A 23739-nucleotide genomic window follows, 5' to 3' on the forward strand; every position below is an offset into this window, starting at 1 on the left:
TTCATATGTAATCCGATCAATTCCCTGTAGGAGCGAGCTCGCTCGCGATGAACCTGAGAGCACCGCGGGGTGTCAGGCTTCCCGCGTTATCGTTGACGACCATCGCGAGCGAGCTCGCTCCTACAGGGAGCGGTGCTGTCAGTTTTTGCTTTGCAGGCGAACCGCCAGCACATCGCAAGGTGCGCCGTGCAGCACATCATTAGCGGTAGAGCCCAGCAGCAATGCCAGGCCATGCCGGCCGTGACTGCCCACCACGATCATGTCGCACCCTTGCTCCTTGGCCAGGTGGTGAATTTCCTGGCGTGGCTGGCCGTAGGTCAGGTGGCTGTATTCCCTGGAGAGCTCCGGATATTTCACAATCAGCCGGTCGAGGCGCTCCTTGGCCTGATCGAACTGCTGTTGTTGCAGTTGTGACAGGTCCATCGGCACGTCGCCACCAAAGGCCATGGCCATCGGCTCGACAATGTGCACCAGGGACAATTTCGCGCCATTGCTAACCGACAGTTCGCGAGCACGGTGGATTACAGGGTCGCACTCTTCGGTTAGATCTACAGCGACCAGAATGTGGTTGTAGGGCATGAGGTGCTACTCCTGAGGAATGCAATATTGGTAAGTATGGCTGGTTTCAAGCGCATTGGTTCCAAAGTGGCGCAATGCGCTCATTCAAAATCGGGAGTACAGATATGACGGTCTGGATAGTGGTGTCAATCCTGCTGGTGGTGCTCAGCCCCCTGGCGTGGTTGCGACCGTCCCGCCACCAGAGTGGCCGCATGGCCCTGCGCATGGAGGCGCGACGCATCGGGCTGGCCATGCAACTGGCGCCTCAGGAATGGCCGCACTGGCTCGGTCAGGAGCCGCCAAACCCTTGTGCGCAATACCATCGACCACGACGTGGCACTCAGCCTGTCTGCTGGAGTTACTGGCAAAAATCACCGGGTTTGTGGGTGAATCAGTGGCAGGAAACCTGCGAGGATCGAGCGCTGCTCAATCATTTCGAAAAATTGCCGGACAACGTCTACAAGGTCGAAGCCGACAAGCAAATGATCACCTTGTATTGGGGCGAAAAGGGCGAAGCCGAAGTGTTGCAACACATCGATGCCACCCTCAAAGCCCTCGCCTGAAAAAACGATTCCCTGTAGGAGCGAGGCTTGCCCGCGAAGGCGTCGTACCTGACACACCGCCTTCGCGGGCAAGCCTCGCTCCTACAGGTTTTTCGCGCCCAATAAAAAGCCCGACAACTTCATCGGGCGGGGATTGGCCAGGCAGGCCGGTAATTCGGTTTGGGCTGATCTTGCGCTTGGCATTCGCCAAAAGCGTTCAAATGTTCCCTGAGGTTCCGCCAGCGTAGCTTGTTAAACACAGGCTGCAGTGAATTAGGGCGACTTTTCTAATGATTGATCCTATGAATGTATATACATGCAGCCGCGTGTTGCAGGCCTTCGTCTTACTGAAATGACCGCAAAGTCTCATTTCAACCCGCATTTTGGGCGATTGACAATTGTCGGAAATTCCGTGAAGGTGGCGTACCCAAATCAAACGGGCGTATGAATTGAGCGTTTGTTTCGAAAAACGCTCTTACAGAATCCCGACTATCGCGTTGGCGGGTGTGCCGGGTGGATAGGCGTAGCATTGACGATTGACGTCCCTGCCCAGCCATTCGCCTGCGTCCGACGTGTACTGTTCAGCTTCCATATCGTGGAGATCAGTTGATGATTTACGAAGGTAAAGCCATCACGGTTAAGGCTCTTGAAAGTGGCATCGTCGAACTGAAGTTCGACCTCAAGGGTGAGTCCGTCAACAAGTTCAACCGTCTAACCCTGAACGAACTGCGTCAGGCCGTAGACACTATCAAGGCAGATACTTCGATCAAGGGTGTGATCGTCAGCAGTGGCAAGGACGTGTTCATCGTCGGCGCCGACATCACCGAATTTGTCGACAACTTCAAGCTGCCGGATGCAGAGCTTGTTGCTGGCAACCTGGAAGCCAACAAGATTTTTAGCGATTTCGAAGACCTCAACGTCCCAACCGTCGCCGCGATCAATGGCATCGCGTTGGGTGGCGGTCTGGAAATGTGCCTGGCAGCGGACTACCGCGTCATGTCCACCAAGGCCAAGATCGGTCTGCCGGAAGTCAAGCTGGGCATCTACCCGGGCTTCGGCGGTACCGTGCGTCTGCCACGCCTGATTGGTGCCGACAACGCCATCGAGTGGATTGCCGCCGGCAAGGAAAACCGTCCTGAAGACGCGCTGAAAGTCGGCGCCGTCGATGCCGTGGTTGCTCCTGAGAAGCTGCAAGAGGCTGCACTGGAACTGATCAAACGCGCCATTTCCGGCGAGTTCGATTACAAGGCCAAGCGTCAGCCGAAGCTGGAAAAGCTGAAGCTGAACGCCATCGAACAAATGATGGCTTTCGAAACCGCCAAAGGTTTCGTGGCCGGCCAGGCTGGCCCGAACTACCCGGCCCCGGTCGAAGCGATCAAGACCATTCAGAAAGCCGCGAACTTCGGTCGTGACAAGGCGCTGGAAGTCGAAGCTGCCGGTTTCGTCAAACTGGCCAAGACCTCTGCCGCGCAGAGCTTGATCGGTCTGTTCCTGAACGATCAGGAGCTGAAGAAAAAGGCCAAGGCCTACGACGAAATCGCCAAGGACGTAAAGCAGGCCGCGGTACTGGGCGCCGGCATCATGGGTGGTGGTATCGCCTATCAGTCGGCCTCCAAAGGCACGCCGATCCTGATGAAGGACATCAACGAGCACGGTATCGAGCAGGGTCTGGCCGAAGCCGCCAAACTGCTGGTTGGCCGCGTTGATAAAGGCCGTATGACCGCCGCTAAAATGGCAGAAGTGCTCAACGGCATTCGTCCGACCCTGTCCTACGGTGATTTCGGTCACGTAGACCTGGTGGTTGAAGCGGTCGTCGAGAACCCGAAGGTCAAGCAAGCTGTTCTGGCCGAAGTCGAAGACCAGGTCAAAGAGGGCACCATCCTCGCCTCGAACACCTCGACCATTTCCATCAGCCTGTTGGCCAAAGCCCTCAAGCGTCCGGAAAATTTCGTCGGCATGCACTTCTTCAACCCGGTGCACATGATGCCGCTGGTGGAAGTGATCCGTGGCGAGAAGTCCAGCGAGCTGGCAGTTGCCACTACCGTCGCCTACGCCAAGAAAATGGGCAAGAACCCGATCGTGGTCAACGACTGCCCGGGCTTCCTGGTCAACCGCGTACTGTTCCCGTACTTCGGCGGTTTCGCCAAGCTGGTCAGCGCTGGTGTGGACTTCGTCCGTATCGACAAGGTCATGGAAAAATTTGGCTGGCCGATGGGCCCGGCGTACCTGATGGACGTGGTCGGCATCGACACCGGCCACCACGGTCGTGACGTGATGGCTGAAGGCTTCCCGGACCGTATGAAAGACGACCGTCGCTCGGCCGTTGATGTGCTCTACGAAGCCAAGCGCCTGGGTCAGAAGAACGGCAAGGGCTTCTACGCCTACGAGACCGACAAGAAGGGCAAGCAGAAGAAAGTCGCCGATCCATCGGTACTGGAAGTGCTCAAGCCAATCGTGTTTGAACAGCGCGAAGTCACTGACGAGGACATCATCAACTGGATGATGATCCCGCTGTGCCTGGAAACCGTGCGTTGCCTGGAAGACGGCATTGTCGAAACCGCTGCCGAAGCCGACATGGGTCTGGTCTACGGTATTGGTTTCCCTCCATTCCGTGGCGGTGCGCTGCGCTACATCGACTCGATCGGTGTTGCAGAGTTCGTTGCCCTGGCTGACCAGTACGCTGATTTGGGCGCGCTGTACCACCCGACCGCGAAGCTGCGCGAAATGGCCAAAAACGGCCAGAGCTTCTTCGGTTAAGCGCCCCAACTAGAGTGAGAGTGAACTTATGAGCTTGAATCCTAGAGACGTCGTGATTGTCGACTTCGGTCGTACTCCGATGGGCCGTTCCAAGGGCGGCATGCACCGCAACACCCGCGCCGAAGACATGTCGGCGCACCTGATCAGCAAATTGCTGGAACGCAACGTCAAGGTCGACCCGAACGAAGTCGAAGACGTGATCTGGGGCTGTGTGAACCAGACCCTGGAGCAGGGCTGGAACATCGCCCGCATGGCGTCGCTGATGACCCAGATCCCGCACACTTCGGCCGGCCAGACCGTCAGCCGTCTGTGTGGCTCGTCCATGAGCGCTTTGCACACTGCTGCACAAGCGATCATGACCGGTAACGGTGACGTATTCGTCGTTGGCGGCGTCGAGCATATGGGCCACGTGAGCATGATGCACGGTGTCGATCCGAACCCGCACATGTCCCTGTACGCGGCGAAAGCTTCGGGCATGATGGGCCTGACCGCGGAAATGCTGGGCAAGATGCACGGCATTACCCGCGAACAACAGGACGCTTTCGGCGTGCGCTCCCACCAACTCGCCCACAAGGCGACTGTGGAAGGCAAGTTCAAAGACGAAATCATCCCGATGCAGGGTTATGACGAGAACGGTTTCCTGAAACTGTTCGACTACGACGAAACCATTCGTCCGGAAACCACCCTGGAAAGCCTGGCGGCGCTCAAGCCTGCTTTCAACCCGAAGGGCGGTACCGTGACAGCCGGTACTTCGTCGCAGATCACCGATGGTGCTTCGTGCATGATCGTGATGTCGGCGCAGCGTGCACAGGACCTGGGTATCCAGCCTCTGGCGGTGATTCGCTCGATGGCAGTGGCAGGTGTGGACCCGGCGATCATGGGCTATGGTCCAGTACCGGCCACACAAAAAGCACTGAAGCGCGCGGGCCTTGGTATTGCCGATATCGACTTCTTCGAGCTCAACGAAGCTTTCGCCGCACAAGCCCTGCCAGTGCTGAAAGATCTGAAAGTGCTCGACAAGATGAACGAGAAGGTTAACCTGCACGGCGGCGCAATCGCCCTGGGTCACCCGTTCGGTTGCTCCGGTGCACGGATTTCCGGCACTTTGCTGAACGTGATGAAGCAGAATGGCGGCACCTTCGGGGTAGCCACCATGTGCATTGGTCTCGGCCAAGGCATCTCCACCGTCTTCGAACGCGTTTAAGCGTTTCGTCGACGAAAGCCGGGGCCAAGTGCCCCGGTTTTTGTTTTTCCGGATTTATTTTTATTTTTATTTTGAAAAAATTTGAGTGAGGGCCAAAGCATGCCGATACCACCTGGGCTCTACCAACATTACAAAGGTCCGCAGTACCGTGTGTTCAGTATTGCGCGGCATTCGGAAACCGAGGAAGAAATGGTCTTCTACCAAGCCCTGTATGGCGATTACGGCTTTTGGGTACGTCCCTTGAGCATGTTCCTGGAGTCGGTCGAGGTTGACGGCGAACAGGTGCCACGCTTCGCTTTGGTGCAAGCCGAAGAAAGCCTTTTTACCAAGCCATAAGCTGAGTGCGCGCAAAACCCTGCGCTTGACCTCACCTTGTAGCCACTATATATAGCGGTGCCGCGTCAGGCGCCAATCGCCTTTCACTTCTAGAATTCAGGAATTTTCTGATCCATGGGCAAATCGCTGGTCATTGTGGAATCCCCGGCTAAGGCCAAGACCATCAACAAGTATTTGGGCAACGAATACGTGGTGAAGTCGAGTATCGGCCATATCCGAGACCTGCCCACCAGCGGTTCGGCTAGCGCCAGCAAAGAGCCAGCCGCCAAGCGCGGCAAGGCTGCTGCGGGCGAAGCGCCGGCACTGTCGCCCAAAGAAAAGGCGCGCAAGCAGCTGGTCGCTCGCATGGGAGTCGATCCCGATCATGGCTGGAAAGCCAAGTACGAGATCCTTCCGGGCAAGGAAAAGGTCATCGAAGAGCTGCGCCGGCTCGCCAAAGATGCTGACACCATCTATCTCGCAACCGACTTGGATCGCGAGGGGGAAGCCATTGCCTGGCACCTGCGCGAAGCCATTGGTGGTGACGACAGCCGCTACAAGCGAGTGGTGTTCAACGAAATCACCAAGAAGGCGATTCAGGAAGCCTTCTCCCGGCCAGGCGAGCTGGATATCGATCGTGTCAACGCCCAGCAGGCGCGTCGTTTCCTCGACCGCGTGGTGGGTTACATGGTTTCGCCGCTGTTGTGGGCCAAGATCGCCCGTGGCCTGTCCGCCGGCCGCGTGCAGTCGGTTGCGGTGAAGCTGGTGGTCGAGCGTGAGCGTGAGATTCGCGCGTTCATCCCGGAAGAGTACTGGGAAATTCACGCCGACCTCGGCAGCGCCAAAGGCGCGACCGTGCGTTTCGACGTCGCTCGCGAGAAGGGCGAAGCATTCAAGCCGCTCAACGAAACCCAGGCCATGGCCGCGCTGGAGAAGCTCAAGGCTTCCAGCTACAGCATCGTCAAGCGTGAAGACAAACCGACCAGCAGCAAGCCGTCGGCACCGTTCATCACTTCCACCCTGCAGCAGGCTGCGAGCAACCGCCTGGGCTTCGGTGTGAAGAAAACCATGATGATGGCCCAGCGTTTGTACGAAGCCGGCTACATCACTTATATGCGTACCGACTCCACCAACCTCTCGGCCGATGCCGTGGCGATGGCGCGTACCTATATTGAAGGCGAGTTCGGCAAGAAGTACCTGCCGGAAACCCGAACGTCTACAGCAGCAAGGAAGGCGCACAAGAGGCTCACGAAGCGATTCGTCCGTCCGACGCCAACACCGAGCCGAGCAAGCTGTCGGGCATGGAGCGTGATGCAGAGCGGCTCTACGAGCTGATCTGGCGCCAGTTCCTCGCTTGCCAGATGCTGCCGGCGCAATACCTGTCGACCACGGTCACCGTAGGTGCTGGCGACTTCGAGTTGCGCGCCAAGGGCCGTATCCTCAAGTTCGACGGTTACACCCGCGTCATGCCGCAGATCGCCAAGCCGGGCGATGACGATGTACTGCCGGACATGGCCCAGGGCGACGCGATGAAGCTGATCAAGCTTGATCCGACCCAGCACTTCACCAAGCCACCGGCGCGTTACTCGGAAGCCAGCCTGGTTAAAGAAATGGAAAAACGCGGCATCGGTCGTCCTTCGACCTACGCGGCGATCATTTCGACCATTCAGGATCGCGGCTATGTGGCGCTGCACAACCGTCGTTTCTATTCGGAAAAGATGGGCGACATCGTCACCGAGCGTCTGGCCGAAAGCTTCTCCAATCTCATGGACTACGGCTTCACCGCCGGCATGGAAGAGCATCTCGATGACGTGGCCCAGGGCGAGCGCGACTGGAAAAACGTGCTCGACGAGTTCTACGGCGACTTCAAGAAGAAGCTCGAGGTGGCGGAGAGCCCGGATAACGGCATGCGTGCCAACCAGCCGGTGATGACCGATATTCCGTGCCAGACCTGTGGCCGTCCGATGCAGATTCGTACCGCGTCGACCGGCGTGTTCCTCGGCTGCTCGGGCTACAGCCTGCCTCCGAAAGAACGCTGCAAGGCTACCGTCAACCTGGTGCCGGGCGATGAGATCGCTGCGGACGACGAGGGTGAGTCGGAATCGCTGGTACTGCGTGGCAAGCATCGCTGCCCGATCTGCAGTACGGCGATGGACGCCTACCTGCTCGACGAGAAGCGCAAGCTGCACATCTGCGGTAACAACCCGGATTGCGACGGCTATGAAATCGAAGAGGGTGTCTATCGCATCAAGGGCTATGAAGGTCCAAGCCTGGAATGCGACAAGTGCGGCAGCGAGATGCAGCTCAAGACTGGCCGTTTCGGCAAGTTCTTCGGATGCACTAACGCGACCTGCAAGAACACCCGCAAACTGCTGAAGAGCGGTGACGCGGCGCCGCCGAAGATGGACCCGGTGAAGATGCCTGAGCTGAAATGCGAAAAGGTCAACGACACTTATATCCTGCGCGACGGTGCTTCCGGCCTGTTCCTGGCGGCCAGCCAGTTCCCGAAAAACCGCGAGACCCGCGCTCCGCTGGTCATGGAAATCATCCCGCACAAGGATGAGATCGATCCGAAGTACCACTTCCTTTGTGAAGCTCCGAAGAAAGATCCGGACGGCCTCCCTGCCGTGATCCGCTACAGCCGCAAGACCAAAGAGCAATACGTGCAGACAGAAGTCGACGGTAAGCCGACTGGCTGGAAAGCGTATTACGACGGCGGCAAGTGGACTGTTGAGGACAAGCGGCCCGCCGCGAAGTCTTAACAGGCGCTGAACAGAAAAGGCCGCATGAGAACCCTCGGGTTTTCATGCGGCCTTTTTGTTATTCATGTCTGATACGCCCTCTGTAGGAGCGAGCCTGCTCGCGAAAAACCCAGGGGCGCCGCGGGGCATCTGGCTTTACGCATTATCGTTCACGACCATCGCGAGCATGCTCGCTCCTACAAGGGGTAGATAGTGGTGAAAGCCGCTTGCGGTCGGCTTGGGTGATCCACGACACTGTCTGACCTGTGTGAAGCATCATTTCGTTGTGGAGGCTGCCGTCATGGCCCACGAACTCTATACCCGTACCAACCAGAAGATTTATTTCGCCGGCCTGTCGCTGGAAGCACTCGCCAGGGCCGAAGAGGGCCGGGCGATGAATTCCCTGGCGCTGATTCAGGCTGGCCGCGAATCGGCATTGTTCCACCTGTACGGGGCGTTGCTGGGGCTGTGTCATGAAATCGCCGGTTTCTATCGTTTGCCCCAGGCTAATGCGTCCCGGGCAGAATTGCTGCTGACTCGGGAAGTGCTGGAAAGCATCGCCATTCCTGAAATGGCCGAGATGGTCGAACTGGCCAACAATCCGGAAACCTGGCTGGCCAAGCTGCTGGCGGCTCATGCCGCGCTGTTTCAGCCGCCACGGGCTCCGCACAAACCAAAGGGCGACGTGACGCAGCCGCTGATCCTGGCAGTAAACCTGGATGAAGAGGACGCGCCTCAGGAACTGAGTCGTGAGGAGCTGGAGAGTTGGCGTCAGAACCTCAAAAGCCTTGCGATTCGTTTTCGCGAAGGATTGAACGAGTGTTAAAGGACTGAGTGTTTTGACGGACTACATGGAAGGCTGTCGGTTCAGGGAAGAGCGTTGTCAGATATTTCTCTTCGTGATGGCATCTGGTCAAGATCTCGAGCGAAGCATGGCTGATGCCTATATAATCGCTGCCTTTCGTGGAGAACAAACCTTTATGCCAACGTCCTTTCTAGAAATTGTCGAGTTGCCAGACGGCCGTATCGAGCTGCGCAGGGCTGAGGACGAAGGTTCTCTGGTTACTTTGGATTTCTCCGAGGACGCCAAAGCATTCTTGCAAGGCCAGCACGTAGAAGTCGCCAAAGCGATGTTGAGCGTCGGTGTTCAGATGGCCGGACGTCTGGTTGAGGGTGAGTTCGACAAGGAAGAGGGGTCGCGGGTTCTTCATTGATACCCGTCCGTCTATCTTTACGAATACCTCTGGAAATCGGCTTCTCATCCTTCGAGAAGCCCCGCGCTGTTCAGCGTGCGCCGTACTTGCCAGTTAACCCAATCGAATATTCAAGCTTTGAGCGTTCCCGGCCCGGGCGGCGCTGATTAACTGTTGCCGCGAAGTTGTGCTCAGCGGTTTGAGCCAGCTGACGACCGTATGACTGCGACCAAGACGAAGGGCTTCGCAGGTCAGTTGCTGGGCGCTCTGGGTTCCGCGAGGTTGCAGTAGCAAGATGCGTTCGCGATTGAGGCCGGCGTCCCTCAACCAGGCCTGAGTCAGGCTCGCGGGAGGGGCGATCAACGTCAGCCAGCGCGCATCCTGATCCTCGCTCAGCTCCCTGAGGATTGGAGCCAGAAGGTTCAGGCAGTTCCCGGCCGCACCACGCAGAGACAATTCGCTGAAGACTTCGGGTTCGGCGCTCCAGGGCGACTCGACCACTTCTTTCAGGATCGGCGCCAGTGGCGGCGCCAGGAATGCCTCGAACAGCAATGGCAATTGGGCTTGCTGTGATGTGTGTGGGAACTGCATAAAGCCTCCTTTAGCGGCGAATAACGCCGACACTCAAGCCTTCGATCACCAGTTCCTGATCTTTAAGGTTCACTTCGATAGGGGCAAATTCGGGGTTTTCGGCCAACAGCCAGACCTTGCTGCCGTCACGCTTGAAGCGTTTGACGGTCACTTCGTCGCCGATCCGTGCAACCACGATTTGGCCATTGCGGGCCTCACGGGTGGTATGGACTGCAAGCAGGTCGCCGTCGAAAATACCCACGTCCTTCATGCTCATGCCATGCACTCGCAGGAGGTAGTCTGCGCGCGGATGAAAGAAGGAAGGATTGATGTTGCAGGACTCTTCGACGTGTTGCTGGGCGAGGATCGGTGCGCCGGCCGCTACTCGGCCAATGATGGGCAGGGTCGAATCATCGGTCTTGGTCTCGAAGCCGGGAATGCGGATCCCGCGGGACGCACCAGGAGTCATTTCGATCGCGCCCTTGCGGGCCAGTGCCTTAAGGTGTTCTTCCGCCGCGTTGGGCGATTTGAAACCCAGTTCCTGAGCGATTTCCGCGCGGGTCGGCGGGTAGCCGTTGTCTTCCAGGCAGCGTTTGATGAAGGCCAGAATCTCGGCTTGGCGTGGCGTCAGCTTTAGCATATTGATCGCTCTGTTTTTTTATACAGTGACTGGGATTATATACAGTAGAGCGGTCTTGGCAATGCCCGTTTTTTTGCCCGCCGCCGGACGGTCGAACAGCCTTCTTATTGAAGCTTTGCGGTTGTATGGTTAAATGTCTGACCGACCATTCCCGAAACGAACTGCCAGACTTGACAACGCACAGGCTGAAACGTATGTTTCAAACAAGTGTTTGTCAGGCGGAGTAGTCATGGCCCAGTCGGAAACCGTTGAACGCATACTCGATGCTGCCGAGCAATTGTTCGCGGAAAAAGGTTTTGCTGAAACCTCGTTGCGCCTGATCACCAGCAAGGCCGGTGTCAATCTTGCTGCGGTGAACTACCATTTCGGATCGAAAAAGGCGCTGATTCAAGCTGTCTTTTCGCGTTTTCTCGGGCCGTTCTGCATCAGTCTCGATAAAGAGCTGGAGCGGCGCCAGGCCAAGCCTGAAATCAAGCCCACCCTCGAAGAACTACTGGAAATCCTGGTCGAACAGGCCCTGGTGGTGCAGCCGCGCAGCGGCAACGATCTGTCTATCTTCATGCGTTTGCTGGGCCTGGCCTTCAGTCAGAGCCAGGGGCATTTGCGTCGTTATCTGGAAGACATGTACGGTAAGGTGTTTCGCCGCTACATGATGCTGGTCAACGAGGCCGCGCCGCGCATTCCGCCTATCGAATTGTTCTGGCGCGTGCACTTCATGCTCGGTGCGGCCGCGTTCAGCATGTCCGGCATCAAGGCGCTGCGTGCGATTGCCGAAACCGACTTCGGGGTGAACACCTCCATCGAGCAAGTCATGCGTCTGATGGTGCCGTTCCTCGCGGCCGGCATGCGTGCCGAATCCGGCGTCACTGACACGGCCATGGCCACCGCGCAACTGCGTCCGCGTAGTAAATCGACACCGGTTGCCGCCAAGGTTTGACCGCACACGGGTGGGCGCGGCAGCTGACATCCGCTAAGCTAGCCGCCCATGCCGACTCTCGTTCTGAACCTGCACCCCATTGATATCGCCGTCCTGCCGGGCATTGCCCTCGGCGGCGAATTCGTGTGGGCCGCGTTTATCGATATCAAGGAATCTCTATGACTGCTGGCCTGCAAGGCTCGTTGATGGTGGACGTCGCCGGTACCTGGCTGACGGCTGAAGATCGCCAATTGTTGCGTCAACCTGAAGTGGGCGGTCTGATTATTTTCGCCCGTAACATCGAACACCCGCGTCAGGTTCGTGAGTTGAGTGCGGCGATCCGCGCCATTCGTCCCGATCTGCTGTTGGCGGTGGATCAGGAAGGCGGGCGGGTTCAGCGCCTGCGTCAGGGCTTCGTGCGGCTGCCCGCCATGCGTGCCATTGCCGACAACACGAATGCCGAATATCTAGCCGAGCAATGTGGCTGGATCATGGCCACCGAAGTGCTTGCCGTCGGTCTCGATCTGAGTTTCGCCCCGGTCCTGGACCTTGATTACCAGCGCAGCGCTGTAGTCGGCAGCCGTTCGTTCGAAGGCCATCCGGAGCGTGCCGCGCTGCTGGCTGGGGCATTCATCCGCGGCATGAACAGCGCAGGCATGGCCGCCACCGGCAAGCATTTTCCCGGCCATGGCTGGGCCGAGGCGGATTCGCATGTGGCGATCCCGAACGACGAGCGTAGCCTCGACGAAATCCGTGCCAACGATCTGGTGCCATTCGCCAGGTTGAGCAAGCAACTGGCCGCCGTCATGCCGGCTCACGTTATTTATCCGCAAGTCGATTCCCAACCCGCCGGTTTTTCCCGTCGCTGGTTGCAGGACATCCTGCGTGGCGAACTGCAATTCGACGGTGTGATTTTCAGCGACGACCTGTCCATGGCAGGCGCTCACGTGGTGGGCGATGCCGCCAGCCGCATTGAAGCGGCACTGACCGCCGGTTGCGACATGGGGCTGGTGTGCAACGATCGTGCGGCCGCCGAACTGGCTCTGAGCGCCGCGCAACGCCTGAAGGTCAAGCCATCTGAACGTATCGCGCGGATGCGCGGTCAGTCGTTTGCAAACACCGAATACCGTCAAGATCCGCGCTGGCTGGTAGCCGTCGGCGCGCTCAAAGAAGCTCAATTGATTGATTAAGGACTGTTCGTTATGACGGTTTACGCGATTATCGGTGGTACCGGCCTGACTCAACTCGAAGGCCTGAGCATTCGTCAGTCTTTGGCAGTCGACACTCCTTACGGCGCGCCCTCGGCCGAAGTGCAGATCGGCGAGTATGCCGGCAAGGAAGTGCTGTTTCTCGCTCGTCACGGCCATCCGCACCGTTTCCCGCCGCATCAGGTGAATTACCGCGCCAACCTCTGGGCACTGAAACAGGCCGGGGCCGAGGCGATTCTTGCAGTCAACGCCGTAGGTGGAATCCACTCAGCGATGGGCACTGGGCATTTTTGCGTGCCGCATCAGCTGATCGACTACACCAGCGGTCGCCAACACACTTATTTTGCCGATGATCTGGAACAGGTCACGCACATCGATTTCAGCTTTCCATACAGCGAGCCGTTGCGTCAGCAATTGATCGCGGCACTGGCGGCTGAAAGCGTTGGTTACAGCAGTCACGGCGTGTATGCCTGCACCCAGGGCCCACGATTGGAAACCGTCGCTGAAATCGCGCGCCTGGAACGTGACGGTTGCGACATCGTCGGCATGACCGGGATGCCGGAAGCGGCCCTGGCCCGAGAACTGGAGCTGGAATACGCCTGTCTGGCGCTGGTGGTGAACCCGGCGGCAGGCAAGTCGACGGCGGTGATTACCATGGCCGAGATCGAGCAGGCGTTGCATGACGGGATGGGCAAGGTGAAGTCGACGTTGGCGCGGGTGCTCAAGGGCTAAGCCTTGGTAGCGCCAAAACTCCAATCATTTCCAGAAGCCTAGATTTAATGCCGACAATCATTGAGCAAATACATCAGTTGCCGTGGGAGGATGAGTTCAGTCATCGCGCGCTGGACAAGGCGCGCCGGTACGCCCACCAGGATCGAGTCCAGATTCACGACCTGAACGACTTCACAATTAGTGCGACCTGCAAAGGCTCCCAAGGGAATGTCTATCAACAGGTCATTGAACTCATCGAAGACCTTAGCGGCAATTTCGCACTGTACTGCAGCTGCTCGTGTCCCGTCATGATGAATTGCAAGCACTGCGCAACCGTACTTTTGAGTTTGCAAGAGCTCCCGGCAGACTCGTTCAAGGGTGATGCTCCGGTCCAGCTTAATCGTGATTTAGAACGTTGGCTTAACGATATTCCTCATCAGGCCGTCCGTCACGATGGGGCTGTTCAAAGCAACGGCGCGTGCTGGGTATACAAACTCAAGGCAACATCGACTGCTGGTAAGTGGTTACTGGAAATACACAAGGCCCGTCAGCTCAAGGATGGCCGGCTGGCGGACATCAGATCGGTGGGCTCGCCTTCGGAAGCGCTGATGCGAGAGCCAGCCTATCTGACCGAGCTAGACTTGCGCATTGCCAGATTGCTGGTCGCCATCCACTCCTACCATTCGTTTTACAGCGGTTACCCGCTGCAAGGCAGCAGCGGTGCCGAAGTCCTGCAGTTGGCATTGAAAACCTCAAGGTTATTTCTGGACTTCGAAAAATCGCAGCCACTGGTAGCAGGGGCGAGCAGGTCTGCGCAGTTTGCCTGGGCCGAGCAAGTCAGCGGCAGCTTTCGCCCTCAATGGCGTAGCGAGCAAGTGTGCGAAGAAACGATTCTTGCACTGGAGCCTTTGTACTATCTGGACCGCGAACGGATGGAGGTTGGACTGCTACAAAGTGAAATGGACGAAAAACTGGCCTGCCATTTGTCATTGGTTCCTGACATTCCGGCGCGCCAGGCGACGCAGTTCAGCCATCGTATGGGTGCAGCGACTCGCGTCGTGCCTCCACCGCATGCATTGACCGAGCGGATCGTCGACGACATCGAACCCCAAGCCATCTTGACGCTAGCAAGTACCAATCGTTACAGAAACTGGAATTACGAACCTGAGCACCGCGCCGCGCTCGCGTTCACTTACAGCGGCCACATCGCAACAGACAAGAAATCCGCGGAAGTGCTGATTCTTTCCGGCACTGAAACCCTGCGCATTCAGCGCAAACCCGCTGCCGAAAAGGCCTTGCGTCTGGCCTTGCAAAAACAAGGCTTGAAAAAAGCCACGCGTAAAAGTGATGCACTACCCGATAGCGCAGGTGAAATGTTCGATTTGCCGGATGACTCGGCATGGCTGGGCTTTGTGCAAACTGGCATACCGGCGCTCAGAGAGGCCAATTGGCAGATCCATATCAATGACGGCTTTCATTTCAACCTGCAGCCAGTAGAAGAATGGTACGCCGATGTCGAGGAGTCTCCGGGTCGTGAGTGGTTCGACCTGCAGTTAGGCGTCGTGGTCAATGGCGAGCGCCATAGTCTGCTGCCTATCCTGTTGCAGTTGTTGCGCAGACAGCCGCAACTGTTGAACCCGAAAGAGATGGCCTTGCGTGACGATGATGAGCTCGTACTGATCGATCTCAACAGTGGGCAGTTGGGTGCCAGACCAGGCCTGAAAGTTGCGCTGTCGCTGGGGCGGATCAAGCCGTTGATGGCCACGCTAGGCGAGTTGTATTTGAATGAAAGCGTCGGCGCCTCATTACGTTTGAACGGCCCTGACGCAGCACGCTTGAGTGAGTTGGATGGCCTGCCGCTGGTCTGGCAGGGCGGCGAGCGCCTGCGTGGTTTCGCCAAACGCTTGCGTGAGTCGACTCATCAAAACGTGGCTGCTCCGCAAGGCCTCAACGCCACGTTGCGTCCCTATCAGCTCGAAGGTTTGAACTGGATGCAAACCCTTCGTGAGCTTGAGGTCGGCGGTATCCTCGGCGACGATATGGGCTTGGGCAAGACTCTGCAAACCCTGGCTCATCTGCTAGTGGAAAAACAGGCTGGCCGACTCGATCTGCCGGCTCTTGCGGTGATGCCGACCAGCCTCATTCCCAATTGGCTCGATGAGGCCGCGCGTTTCACTCCGCAATTGAAAGTCCTGGCGCTGCATGGCACCACGCGGCAGAAGGACTTCGTCAACCTTGCCGAATACGATCTGGTGCTGACCACCTACGCGTTGTTGCCGCGAGATCTTGAGGTTCTTAAGCCGCAAGTCTGGAGCGTGCTGATCCTTGATGAGGCGCAGAACATCAAGAATCCAATCAGCAAGGCCGCACAAGCTGCAAGGGATCTGGAGGCCCGGCAGCGTTTGTGCCTGTCCGGCACACCGCTGGAAAATCACCTCGGCGAGCTCTGGTCACTGTTTCACTTCCTGTTGCCCGGCTGGCTTGGCGACAGTAAAACCTTCAATCGTGATTACCGTACCCCTATCGAGAAACGCGGTGATAGCGAACGGATGCATCACCTGACGGCGCGGATAAAGCCCTTTTTGCTGCGTCGCAAGAAAGAGCAAGTCGCCACCGAGTTGCCGCCGAAAACAGAGATTGTGCATTGGGTTGAACTCAGCGATGGGCAGCGGGACGTTTATGAAACCGTCCGTGTAGCGATGGACAAGAAGGTGCGCGAGGAAATTGCCCGTAGCGGCGTTGCGCGCAGCCAAATCATCATTCTCGATGCTTTGCTGAAGTTGCGTCAGGTGTGCTGCGATTTGCGGTTGATCAAGATGCCGCTTACGGCCAAAGCACTGCGCGCGGGTAGCGGCAAGCTGAGCGGCTTGATGGAAATGCTCGAAGAGTTGCTCACTGAAGGACGCAAGATTTTAATGTTCTCGCAGTTCACCTCGATGCTGGCGTTGATCGAGGAAGAATTGCAGCAGCGGGGTATTGGCTATTCGTTGTTGACGGGCGAAACCACGGATCGACGTACACCCGTCAAAGACTTCCAGGACGGCAAAGTCCCGTTGTTTCTGATCAGTCTGAAGGCCGGTGGCACGGGACTGAACTTGACGGCGGCAGACACGGTGATCCACTTCGATCCATGGTGGAATCCGGCGGTTGAAAACCAGGCGACGGACCGTGCTTACAGGATCGGTCAGGATAAGCCGGTGTTTGTTTACAAGTTGATCGCGCGCGGTACGGTGGAAGAAAAAATTCAGGCACTGCAACAAGAGAAGGCGGCGCTGGCCGTGGCAGTGCTTGAGGGCGGAACGACCGGCGGGTGGAAACTTGAGCAGAGTGATATTGAGGCGCTGTTTGCGCCGTTGCCTGCTACCAAGTCCTGATCGCGCGCACCTGTAGGAGCGAGCTTGCTCGCGATGGTCGTTAACGAAAGCGCGTGTTTCCTGGATAAACGCGGCATTCTCTAGATCATCGCGAGCGAGCTCGCTCCTACAGGGAAAGCGATCTACCTGGCGCCGCAATCTCAGCGCTTCTCCAGCTTATCTGGCAACGGCGCAAACAGCGCCTCGATATCATCGTTCTGCAGTTTCCAGTCCCCGGCCTGGCGCCCATCCAATACCCCCGCCGCAAGGTCGGATTTTTCTTTCTGCAGATGCTGAATCTTCTCTTCCACCGTACCGCGCGCGATCAGCTTGTAGACGAATACCGGTTTTTCCTGGCCGATGCGATAGGCGCGGTCGGTCGCCTGATTTTCTGTCGCCGGGTTCCACCACGGGTCGTAATGAATCACGGTGTCTGCTTCCGTCAGGTTCAGGCCGACGCCACCGGCCTTCAGGCTGATCAGAAAGATCTGACGTTTACCGCTCTGAAAGTCCTTCACTGGCGCGCGGCGGTCGCGGGTCTGACCGGTCAGTAGTGCATAAGCCACACCACGTTTGTTCAGTTCGTCTTCAATCAAGGACAGCATTGAAGTGAATTGCGAGAACAACAGGATTCGCCGGCCTTCGTCAAACAACTCTTCGAGCATTTCCATCAGGCTGTCGAGCTTGCCTGATGTGCTGCCGCGAGCTGGCAGGGTGGCATCGTTGACCAGGCGCAAATCGCAGCACACTTGACGCAGTTTTAGCAGCGCCTCGAGGATGATGATCTGGCTGCGGGCCACACCCTTGCGGGTGATCTCGTCGCGGACTTTCTTGTCCATGGCCAGGCGCATGGTTTCGTACACGTCGCGCTGGGCCTCGTTGAGGTCCACCCAATGAATGATCTCGGTTTTCGGTGGCAGCTCGGTGGCCACTTGTTCCTTGGTCCGACGCAACAGGAAAGGTTTGATCCGACCATTGAGGTGTTGAAGTCGTACTTCGCTGGTGCGCTTTTCAATCGGCACGCGGTAATCGCGGTTGAAGCTTTTCACATCGCCGAGCCAGCCCGGCAGCAGGAAGTGAAACAGCGACCACAGCTCGCCCAAGTGGTTTTCCAGAGGCGTTCCACTCAAGCACAAACGCTGGCGGGCGTTCAGCTCGCGGGCGGCCTGCGCGGCTTTGCTGCCCGGGTTCTTAATGTATTGCGCTTCATCCAGTACCAGTATGTGCAGCGGCTGGGCGGCCAGGCGTTCGACGTCCTTGGGCAGCAGCGCGTAGGTGGTCAGGATCAGGTCGTAATCCGCCAGGCTCTCAAAATGCTTTTTGCGACTGGCACCATAAAGCGCCAGTACTTTGAGCTGCGGCGTGAAGTGCGCTGCTTCGTCGAGCCAGTTGGGGATCAGGCTGGTAGGCATCACCACCATGCAAGGACGGTCGAGGCGTCCGGCGTTTTTCTCGCAAAGAACGTGTGCCAAAGTTTGCAGGGTTTTACCCAGGCCCATGTCATCCGCGAGAATCCCGCCAACCTCCAATTGCCGCAGCGACTGCATCCAGCTGAGGCCTTCCAGCTGATAGGGGCGCAGTGTCGCGTTCAGGCCTTCCGGCGCGGTGGCGGTGTAGTCCTTGATGTCGCGCAGGCGTTGGGCAAAGGTGCGGATCTGTTCGCCACCTTCCCAGCGCAACGGCAGGTCTTCCAGCGGGTTCAGGCGCGTAGCGTCGGCCTTGCTCAGGCGCAGCGTGGTTTCGCCGGGTTCTTGCAGATAGAACTCGCCGAGCGTCGCCAGCACTGGCTTCAATCGGCCAAAGGGGAGGGCGACTTGCAATGGACCGTATTCGGAGTTCGGCCGATTGGGGATGTTCACCAGGATCAGTTCGTCGTCGCGACGTCGTGCCAGGCGTTCCGGGTTGAGGATTTCAGTGTGGGAGCGCATCAGGTTCAACAGGATCGGCAGCAGGCTCAGCCGCTCGCCGTTGACGATGATCCCAAGTTCCAGATCGAACCAGTCGCGTTCCGGCGCCTGTTCGACCGTGGCGTACCAGTCGTCCACCGCGGTCAGGTCGAAACCGAAGTCTTCGTTGATCTGCAACTCCCAGCCTTGGGTGCGCAGCTTCGGCAGTTCGTTCAGGGTGAAGGTCAGCCAGGCGCTGTCATTGACCATCTCGAACAGTTCACCGGCGCTTTCCGGCAAGGCCTTGCTTTGCCGGGTGGCGATTTTGAAGCCGAGTATGCGTAGCTGTTCCCGGTAGGACTGTTCCACTTCCGGGTGGCGTTTTATCCGTAACGTTTGTGTCTCCTGACGAATCAGGATGTCGGCGTTTTTCTGTCCGGATACGTACTCATCCAGATAGCTGAAGGACAGGGCTGCGCGGTGCTGGATGTAGCGTTGCATCCGGCCATTGCGCGGTTCGAAGGCGCTGAACTCAATGCTCGCCAGCCACAGGCGCGGTACCGGTTGCACGTTGTCCACCAACACTTGCGGTGGCGCCTTCGGGCTACGGTTTTCCAGCACGGCCTGGAGTTTTTCCAGCAACTCGGCGTCTTTTGCCGCCGCGGGGTAGTTGAGGGTTTCCTGCACTTGCAGCAATACCGCCGCACAATGTTTGCAGTTGCTGTGGACCGGGCAGGAGCATGTGGCGTCGATCATCAGCAAAGTGCCTTTGGCCGACTCTCGCAAGCGAATGGTCTGACGGTAAACGTTACCGCCAGAGCCTTCACACGCTGCGATGATCGTAGCGTCGCCGGCCTCGACGATCCTGACGCGATTCTCCAGTGCGTAGCGGCGGCCGCGCTCCAGGCTCTGTTCCTTGAATCGGCTGACCCAGGAGGGTGCCAGGGGTTTGCTTAGGGTCGCAGACATAAGGACTCGATCAGTCCGGAATTTCTTCGGGGACTGGCGGAGGCGCGGGGGCGGTCAGCGAGGTGATCTTGATCAGCAGGCCGAGATGGCCGGCGTCGAGGAAGTTCAGCTGTCCGTTTTTGGTATGGCTATCTGTCTTCAAGCGTTCACTGGCGGTGACCAGGCCATCAGTGCTGATCTGGTTGACCCAGAAGTCTGCGTCAACGTCGGTGAAACGCCCCAGCTTCACGCTGAGCGTGCCTTCGATCGGAAATTGGCCGAATTGCTCCTTGCCATCGCTGATCGCGACTTTGGTGGCTTCCTCGCCAAGGTTCTGTTGCCAGGTCTTGTGCAGCAACACCTCGTATTCATTGCTGGCAGTGAGCTTCTCCACTTCGCCATTGAGGCTCGGCGTGCGCAAGCTGTCGGGGTTGATGCGTTGGGCACCGGCATCCCAGTCTTCCGGCGCTGCACGGCTGACAATCGCCGGCACGGCATTCTGTCGCACCAGAATCATTTCAATCTGATACAGATCATCAGCAAACACCGCAGGGGCGAGCAACGCCATCAAGAGCGACGTTATCAACAAGGTCAGTGAGCGAAACAGGCGCATGCGGCGTCCTTCAAGCAGTTTTCGGGATAAGGCGCTCAAATAGCGCCTCTACAGTATTAAAGCGCTCTTCCGGGCGCTCCATCGGGACCAGGAACTTGAACATCGTGGCGCCTTCGAATTTGTAGCGTTTTGGCTGGCTCTGGATCAGTTTGATCAGGGTCAGCGGGTCGACCGGAGTTTGCGCGGCGAACTCGACTCGACCGCCTTGCGGGCCGCCATCGACTTTCTTGATGCCCAGCAACTCGGCCTGCAATTTCAGGGCGGTAATGCGCATCAGGTTTTTGGTCGGTTCCGGCAACAGGCCGAAACGGTCGATCATCTCCACCTGGAGATCCTTGAGGCCGTCCTCGTCGGTGGCCGAGGCGATGCGCTTGTAGAGAATCAGGCGTGCGTGAACGTCCGGCAGGTAGTCTTCGGGAATCAACGCCGGTACGCGCAAGTTGACTTCCGGACCACCGCCCAGCGGCTGATCGAGGTTTGGCTGTTCGCCCTTGCGGATCGACTTCACGGCGCGCTCGAGCATTTCCATGTAAAGCGTGAAGCCCACGGCCTGGATCTGCCCGCTTTGACCGTCGCCAAGCAGTTCGCCGGCGCCACGGATTTCCAGGTCATTGGTGGCAAGAACGAAGCCTGCGCCGAGGTCCTGGGTATTGGCGATCGCTTCCAGGCGCTTTTCTGCGTCCGGAGTGATTTGCTGACGCGGCGGTGTCAGCAGGTAGGCGTAGGCCTGGTGGTGACTGCGCCCGACCCGGCCGCGCAACTGGTGCAACTGCGCCAGGCCGAATTTGTCGGCACGCTCGATGATGATGGTGTTGGCGCTCGGCACGTCGATGCCGGTCTCGATGATGGTCGAGGCGATCAGCACGTTGAAGCGCTTGTGATAGAAGTCGCTCATCACCTGTTCGAGATCGCGTTCGCGCATCTGCCCGTGGCCGATGCCGATCCGCGCTTCCGGCACCAGTTCGGCGAGGTCGGCGGCGCATTTCTCGATGGTCTTCACGTCGTTATGCAGGTAGTAGACTTGGCCGCCACGCAGCAACTCACGGAGCAGGGCTTCCTTGACCGTGGGCTTGTTCTGCTCCATGACGAAGGTCCGTACGGACAGGCGACGGGCCGGTGGCGTGGCAATGATCGACAGGTCGCGCATGCCCGACACCGCCATATTCAGCGTGCGCGGAATCGGTGTGGCGGTCAGGGTGAGGATGTCGACTTCGCTGCGCAGGGCTTTGAGCTGTTCTTTCTGGCGCACACCAAAACGGTGCTCTTCGTCGATGATCACAAGGCCCAGGTTTTTGATTTTTACATCGTCCTGCAGCAGCTTGTGCGTGCCGATGACGATGTCGATCTTGCCTTCAGCCAGGTCCGCGACCGCAGCGTTCACTTCCTTGGTCGATTTGAAACGGCTCATCACTTCCACAGTTACCGGCCAGTCGGCGAAGCGGTCGCGGAAGCTGTTGTAGTGTTGCTGGGCCAGCAGGGTGGTCGGCACCAGAATGGCGACCTGACGACCACCGTGCACTGCGATAAATGCCGCGCGCATCGCCACTTCGGTCTTGCCGAAGCCGACATCGCCGCACACCAGGCGATCCATCGGTTTTGGCGCGAGCATGTCTTCGCGCACGGCTTCGATGGTGGTTTGCTGGTCGGGGGTTTCTTCGAACGGGAATCCGGCGCTGAACGTAACGTAATCGGCTTTCGGGTCGGCAAATGCATAGCCTTCGCGGGCGGCGCGGCGGGCATAGATGTCGAGCAGCTCCGCCGCGACGTCACGCACTTGCTCAGCAGCCTTGCGCTTGGCTTTCTGCCAGGTCTCGGAGCCGAGACGGTGCAGCGGGGCCAGGGCATCGTCGCTGCCGGTGTAGCGCGCGATCAAATGCAGGTTGGCCACCGGCACATAGAGCTTGGCGCCCTCGGCGTATTCCAGGGCGAGGAATTCGGCGACCTGGCTGTCGATTTCCAGAGTCGCGAGGCCGAGGTAACGACCCACACCGTGATCGATATGCACCACCGGTGCGCCTTCGCGCAGCTCGGTGAGGTTCTTGATGACGGCGTCGTTGTTGGCGTCGGCGCGTTTCTCGCGGCGACGGCGTTGCATCACGCGCTGACCGAACAGCGGACTTTCGGCAACCAGTGCCAGGGCCGGATCGTCCAGCAGCAAACCTTCATCCAGCGGCGCGATGGTGATCGCCAGGCGTTCCTTGCCGGCGACAAAGTCCGGCCAGCTATCGACGGTCTTCGGCCGTATTTTCAGGCGCTCCAGCAGTTCCAGCAGCACTTCGCGCCGGCCCGCGGATTCGGCGGTAAACAGCACGCGTCCGGGGAATTCGTCGAGGAAGCTCGACAGCGCGGCCAACGGCTGGGTGGCCTTGGCTTCGATGGCCAGGTTCGGCAACTCCCGCGCGGGGAAACGCTCACGGCCGGAGCCGCTTTCCACGTCCTGTTGGCTTGCCACCACCCGTGGCCAGTTTTTCAGGCGCGCGAAGCAGTCTTCCACCGGCAGGAACAGCTCGGCGGGCGGCAATAATGGACGGGATGGATCGACGCGACGTTCTTCATAGCGATTGCGCACGTCGTTCCAGAAGTTTTCCGCGGCCTGCTCGATGCCCGGCAAGGAAAACACTTGCGTGTCCTGGGGCAGGTAATCGAACAGCGTCGAGGTTTCCTCGAAGAACAGCGGCAGGTAGTACTCGATGCCGGCCGGGGTAATCCCGCTGCTCAAGTCCTGGAAGATAGGGCAGCGGCGGAAGTCGACATCGAAGCGCTCGCGGAACCGCGCCTTGAAGCGGGTCACGGCTTCTTTCTGCAGCGGAAATTCCTTGGCCGGTAACAGCTTGACCGAGTCGACCTTATCGATGGAGCGCTGGTTCTCCGGATCGAAGGTGCGCAGGGTTTCGATTTCGTCGTCGAACAGGTCGATGCGATAAGGCAACTTGCTGCCCATCGGGAACAGATCGATCAAGGATCCGCGTACGGTGAATTCGCCATGCTCGTACACGGTATCGACATAGCGATAACCGGTGGCTTCAAGCCGGGTGCGCATCTGCTCGACGTCGAGCTTCTGGCCGACGTCCAGCACCAGACTGCTGCCGAGCAGGAATTTGGTCGGCGCCAGGCGGTGCAGGGCGGTGGTGATCGGCACCACCAGCACGCCGTGCTCCAGTTCCGGCAGTCGATACAGGCTCGCAATGCGCTGGGAAATGATGTCCTGGTGCGGCGAGAACAGATCGTAGGGCAGGGTTTCCCAGTCGGGGAAATGCAGTACAGGCAAATCCGGCGCAAAGAAACCCAGCTCCTGTTCCAGCCGTTCAGCACTTTGGCTATCGGCGGTCAGCAGCAGGGTAAAGCGCTTGGCAGCGCTGGCGGCCTCGGCAATGGCCAGGCTCAGGGAAGCACCGGGCAGGTTGCCCCAGTGCTGTTTACCTGCCGCGGCAGGGAGATGCGGTAGACGCAGAACGGGCACGGAAGGTTGAGCTCCAAGCGTTGCGACAAAGTCGGTAATTGTAGCGGTCTCGGGTGCCGGCTGTCAGTTGCAGATGTGTCTATTACGCGGGTGGAGCGAAATGTAGTGGTAATGACAAAATCAG

The 23739-nt window shown here is 58.4% G+C and carries 18 protein-coding genes and 1 pseudogene; 12 read left to right on the forward strand and 7 right to left on the reverse strand.

The window, feature by feature from the left end; all coding sequences use genetic code 11:
* Positions 1-138: 138 nt before the first annotated feature.
* On the reverse strand, positions 139-579 hold the full coding sequence (locus CES87_RS17625; RefSeq protein ID WP_128607126.1) for a universal stress protein: 441 nt from the start codon (positions 577-579) through the stop codon (positions 139-141).
* Positions 580-683: 104 nt separating this feature from the next.
* Here CES87_RS17625 and CES87_RS17630 point away from each other — a divergent pair, with 104 nt between their 5' ends.
* The 8 genes and pseudogenes from CES87_RS17630 to CES87_RS17660 all read left to right on the forward strand — a co-directional run bounded on the left by CES87_RS17630 (position 684) and on the right by CES87_RS17660 (position 9331).
* Complete coding sequence (locus tag CES87_RS17630) at positions 684-1121, forward strand: hypothetical protein (protein WP_128607127.1); 438 nt, start codon at positions 684-686, stop codon at positions 1119-1121.
* A gap of 588 nt (positions 1122-1709) precedes the next feature.
* A complete protein-coding gene (fadB, locus tag CES87_RS17635) occupies positions 1710-3857 on the forward strand; it encodes a fatty acid oxidation complex subunit alpha FadB (protein ID WP_128607128.1) in 2148 nt (715 codons plus the stop codon).
* Between the two features lie 28 nt (positions 3858-3885).
* A complete protein-coding gene (gene fadA, locus CES87_RS17640) occupies positions 3886-5061 on the forward strand; it encodes an acetyl-CoA C-acyltransferase FadA (protein WP_128607129.1) in 1176 nt (391 codons plus the stop codon).
* Between the two features lie 99 nt (positions 5062-5160).
* Entirely contained in the window at positions 5161-5397 is a 237-nt protein-coding gene (locus CES87_RS17645) for a DUF1653 domain-containing protein (RefSeq protein WP_128607130.1), read from the forward strand.
* Between the two features lie 114 nt (positions 5398-5511).
* Positions 5512-7850, forward strand: a pseudogene (gene topA / locus CES87_RS17650) (type I DNA topoisomerase); the annotation flags it as partial.
* A 63-nt stretch (positions 7851-7913) separates the two neighbouring features.
* Positions 7914-8138, forward strand: coding sequence for a hypothetical protein (locus CES87_RS33215; RefSeq protein ID WP_256590962.1), 225 nt, complete (start codon positions 7914-7916; stop codon positions 8136-8138).
* 280 nt (positions 8139-8418) lie between these two features.
* Entirely contained in the window at positions 8419-8943 is a 525-nt protein-coding gene (locus tag CES87_RS17655; protein ID WP_128607131.1) for a DUF6586 family protein, read from the forward strand.
* Between the two features lie 154 nt (positions 8944-9097).
* Positions 9098-9331, forward strand: a complete 234-nt coding sequence (locus CES87_RS17660) for a hypothetical protein (RefSeq protein ID WP_046041430.1) — start codon at positions 9098-9100, stop codon at positions 9329-9331.
* 93 nt (positions 9332-9424) lie between these two features.
* On the opposite strand, the gene sulA is transcribed toward CES87_RS17660, so the two are convergent.
* Both sulA and lexA read right to left on the reverse strand, forming a co-directional pair.
* Complete coding sequence (gene sulA / locus CES87_RS17665; RefSeq protein ID WP_128607132.1) at positions 9425-9901, reverse strand: SOS-induced cell division inhibitor SulA; 477 nt, start codon at positions 9899-9901, stop codon at positions 9425-9427.
* Positions 9902-9911: 10 nt separating this feature from the next.
* Positions 9912-10520, reverse strand: a complete 609-nt coding sequence (lexA, locus tag CES87_RS17670) for a transcriptional repressor LexA (protein ID WP_128607133.1) — start codon at positions 10518-10520, stop codon at positions 9912-9914.
* 229 nt (positions 10521-10749) lie between these two features.
* Between lexA and CES87_RS17675 the strand changes: the two genes are divergently transcribed.
* The 3 genes from CES87_RS17675 (at position 10750) to CES87_RS17685 (ending at position 13376) form a co-directional block, all read left to right on the forward strand.
* Positions 10750-11457, forward strand: coding sequence for a TetR/AcrR family transcriptional regulator (locus CES87_RS17675; RefSeq protein ID WP_007974041.1), 708 nt, complete (start codon positions 10750-10752; stop codon positions 11455-11457).
* A gap of 170 nt (positions 11458-11627) precedes the next feature.
* Complete coding sequence (nagZ, locus tag CES87_RS17680) at positions 11628-12626, forward strand: beta-N-acetylhexosaminidase (protein ID WP_178081436.1); 999 nt, start codon at positions 11628-11630, stop codon at positions 12624-12626.
* Between the two features lie 12 nt (positions 12627-12638).
* Positions 12639-13376, forward strand: a complete 738-nt coding sequence (locus CES87_RS17685; RefSeq protein ID WP_128607135.1) for an S-methyl-5'-thioinosine phosphorylase — start codon at positions 12639-12641, stop codon at positions 13374-13376.
* A 44-nt stretch (positions 13377-13420) separates the two neighbouring features.
* On the opposite strand, the gene CES87_RS33220 is transcribed toward CES87_RS17685, so the two are convergent.
* Positions 13421-13708 carry a hypothetical protein gene (locus CES87_RS33220; RefSeq protein WP_256590955.1) on the reverse strand — a complete coding sequence of 96 codons (288 nt, stop codon included), beginning with the start codon at positions 13706-13708 and terminating at the stop codon, positions 13421-13423.
* Positions 13709-13963: 255 nt separating this feature from the next.
* Between CES87_RS33220 and CES87_RS17690 the strand changes: the two genes are divergently transcribed.
* Positions 13964-16729: a DEAD/DEAH box helicase gene (locus tag CES87_RS17690; RefSeq protein WP_256590956.1), complete on the forward strand. Its 2766-nt coding sequence runs from the start codon at positions 13964-13966 to the stop codon at positions 16727-16729.
* A gap of 140 nt (positions 16730-16869) precedes the next feature.
* On the opposite strand, the gene CES87_RS17695 is transcribed toward CES87_RS17690, so the two are convergent.
* The 3 genes from CES87_RS17695 to mfd are packed head-to-tail and all read right to left on the reverse strand — an operon-like array spanning position 16870 to position 23615.
* The gene (locus CES87_RS17695; RefSeq protein ID WP_128607137.1) at positions 16870-19563 is read right to left on the reverse strand and encodes a DEAD/DEAH box helicase; all 2694 of its coding nucleotides are present in this window, start codon (positions 19561-19563) and stop codon (positions 16870-16872) included.
* A gap of 10 nt (positions 19564-19573) precedes the next feature.
* Entirely contained in the window at positions 19574-20155 is a 582-nt protein-coding gene (locus tag CES87_RS17700) for a CsiV family protein (protein ID WP_128607138.1), read from the reverse strand.
* A gap of 10 nt (positions 20156-20165) precedes the next feature.
* Positions 20166-23615: a transcription-repair coupling factor gene (gene mfd / locus CES87_RS17705; RefSeq protein WP_128607139.1), complete on the reverse strand. Its 3450-nt coding sequence runs from the start codon at positions 23613-23615 to the stop codon at positions 20166-20168.
* Positions 23616-23739 lie beyond the last annotated feature (124 nt).

The sequence above is a fragment of the Pseudomonas sp. ERMR1:02 genome, assembly GCF_002277815.1.
Taxonomy (GTDB): Bacteria; Pseudomonadota; Gammaproteobacteria; order Pseudomonadales; family Pseudomonadaceae; genus Aquipseudomonas.

Bases quoted from the DNA above. Each gene is read 5' to 3' on its own strand.
- CES87_RS17645 (WP_128607130.1), top strand. From the start codon at position 5,161: ATGCCGATACCACCTGGGCTCTACCAACATTACAAAGGTCCGCAGTAC.
- fadB (WP_128607128.1), top strand. From the start codon at position 1,710: ATGATTTACGAAGGTAAAGCCATCACGGTTAAGGCTCTTGAAAGTGGC.
- fadA (WP_128607129.1), top strand. From the start codon at position 3,886: ATGAGCTTGAATCCTAGAGACGTCGTGATTGTCGACTTCGGTCGTACT.
- CES87_RS17700 (WP_128607138.1), bottom strand. From the start codon at position 20,155: ATGCGCCTGTTTCGCTCACTGACCTTGTTGATAACGTCGCTCTTGATG.
- sulA (WP_128607132.1), bottom strand. From the start codon at position 9,901: ATGCAGTTCCCACACACATCACAGCAAGCCCAATTGCCATTGCTGTTC.
- CES87_RS17655 (WP_128607131.1), top strand. From the start codon at position 8,419: ATGGCCCACGAACTCTATACCCGTACCAACCAGAAGATTTATTTCGCC.
- CES87_RS17675 (WP_007974041.1), top strand. From the start codon at position 10,750: ATGGCCCAGTCGGAAACCGTTGAACGCATACTCGATGCTGCCGAGCAA.
- CES87_RS33215 (WP_256590962.1), top strand. From the start codon at position 7,914: ATGGAAATCATCCCGCACAAGGATGAGATCGATCCGAAGTACCACTTC.
- CES87_RS17690 (WP_256590956.1), top strand. From the start codon at position 13,964: ATGCGAGAGCCAGCCTATCTGACCGAGCTAGACTTGCGCATTGCCAGA.
- lexA (WP_128607133.1), bottom strand. From the start codon at position 10,520: ATGCTAAAGCTGACGCCACGCCAAGCCGAGATTCTGGCCTTCATCAAA.
- CES87_RS17660 (WP_046041430.1), top strand. From the start codon at position 9,098: ATGCCAACGTCCTTTCTAGAAATTGTCGAGTTGCCAGACGGCCGTATC.
- CES87_RS17625 (WP_128607126.1), bottom strand. From the start codon at position 579: ATGCCCTACAACCACATTCTGGTCGCTGTAGATCTAACCGAAGAGTGC.
- CES87_RS17695 (WP_128607137.1), bottom strand. From the start codon at position 19,563: ATGTCTGCGACCCTAAGCAAACCCCTGGCACCCTCCTGGGTCAGCCGA.
- CES87_RS17630 (WP_128607127.1), top strand. From the start codon at position 684: ATGACGGTCTGGATAGTGGTGTCAATCCTGCTGGTGGTGCTCAGCCCC.
- CES87_RS17685 (WP_128607135.1), top strand. From the start codon at position 12,639: ATGACGGTTTACGCGATTATCGGTGGTACCGGCCTGACTCAACTCGAA.